Origin of the sequence: Shewanella sp. AS1 (genome assembly GCF_021412565.1) — a bacterium.
Taxonomy (GTDB): Bacteria; Pseudomonadota; Gammaproteobacteria; order Enterobacterales; family Shewanellaceae; genus Shewanella.
This window is the reverse complement of sequence record NZ_JAKCLJ010000023.1, coordinates 1-1,172: the sequence shown is the minus strand read 5'-3', so window position 1 is coordinate 1,172 and position 1,172 is coordinate 1. Positions and strand designations below refer to the sequence as shown.

At 57.1% G+C, this 1,172-nt stretch carries 1 protein-coding gene; it reads right to left on the bottom strand.

Going from position 1 to position 1,172, the window contains the following annotated elements:
• Positions 1 to 1,172 (bottom strand): putative Ig domain-containing protein (locus LZP69_RS15855; protein WP_234201687.1); only part of this gene is annotated, 1,172 nt, incomplete at both ends.

The window sequence follows — 1,172 nt, the reverse complement described above, 5'->3', positions numbered from 1 at the left end:
TCGTTAACGTTGTTAACCACCAGGTTAAAGGTGGACGTGACGGTTGCGCCCTGGCTGTCGGTGGCGGTAACGGTAATGCTGGTCGTACCTACATCGCTGTTGGTAGGTGTACCTGTGAAGGTGCCGGTTGCAGCATCGAAGCTGAGCCATGCCGGTGTGCTAGCCGACAGAGTGAGTGTATCGCCAGTATCAATATCGGCGAATGTCCCCGCAGGCACGCCAAAGCTAAAGGCGCTGCCTTGGTCTGTGGCTTGGTCGGTCAGCGCCGCTGATACCGTTGGTGCATCGTTAGTGCCGGTGACGGTAATGCTTAATGTCTGTACATCAGACGCACCTTGGCTGTCGGTGCCAGTGACATCAATGTTGAGTACTTGAGTTTGACCTACGCCCAGCGACTGATACGCCGCGTGGCTGGCATCAAATGCCCAGCTGCCATCGGTGTTGAGTGTCAGCCCATCGACAGGATTGGCAATCGAATAGGTGATGGTGTCGCCCGCATCTACATCTGAGCCTGTGACGCTGCCTGAGATGCTGGCGTCTTCCGCAACAGTTTGTGCAGAAATAGCATTCAGCACAGGCGCATCGTTAGTGCCGGTAAGGGTAATGACTAAGTCTTTGGTGTCAGTCGCATTTGCGCTGTCGGTGACCGTGACCGGAATGGTCAGGGTCTGGGTCTGACCTTCAGGAAGTGACTGATACGCCGCGTTGCTTGGATCGAATGTCCAAGTGCCGTCATTGTTGAATGTCAGTCCGGCAACACTGGTCGCAATCGTATAGGTCGCTGTGTCACCCGCATCGATATCCGTGGAGGTGATAGTGCCCTTAACCACGGCACCATCTTCCTTGGCGCTGACTTGCGCGATGGGATCCAGTACCGGTGCGTCGTTAACGTTGTTAACCACCAGGTTAAAGGTGGACGTGACGGTTGCACCCTGGCTATCGGTGGCGGTGACCGTGATGGCGGCAGTGCCTACATCGCTGTTCGCCGGCGTGCCGCTGAAGGTGCCGGTGGTGGCATCAAAGCTGAGCCATGCAGGTGTGCTAGCCGACAGGGTGAGCGTATCACCGCTGTCGATATCGGCGAAGGTGCCCGCAGGCACGCCAAAGCTAAAGGCGCTGCCTTGGTCTGTGGCTTGGTCGGTCAGTGCCGCCGAGACAGTCGGTGCATCGTT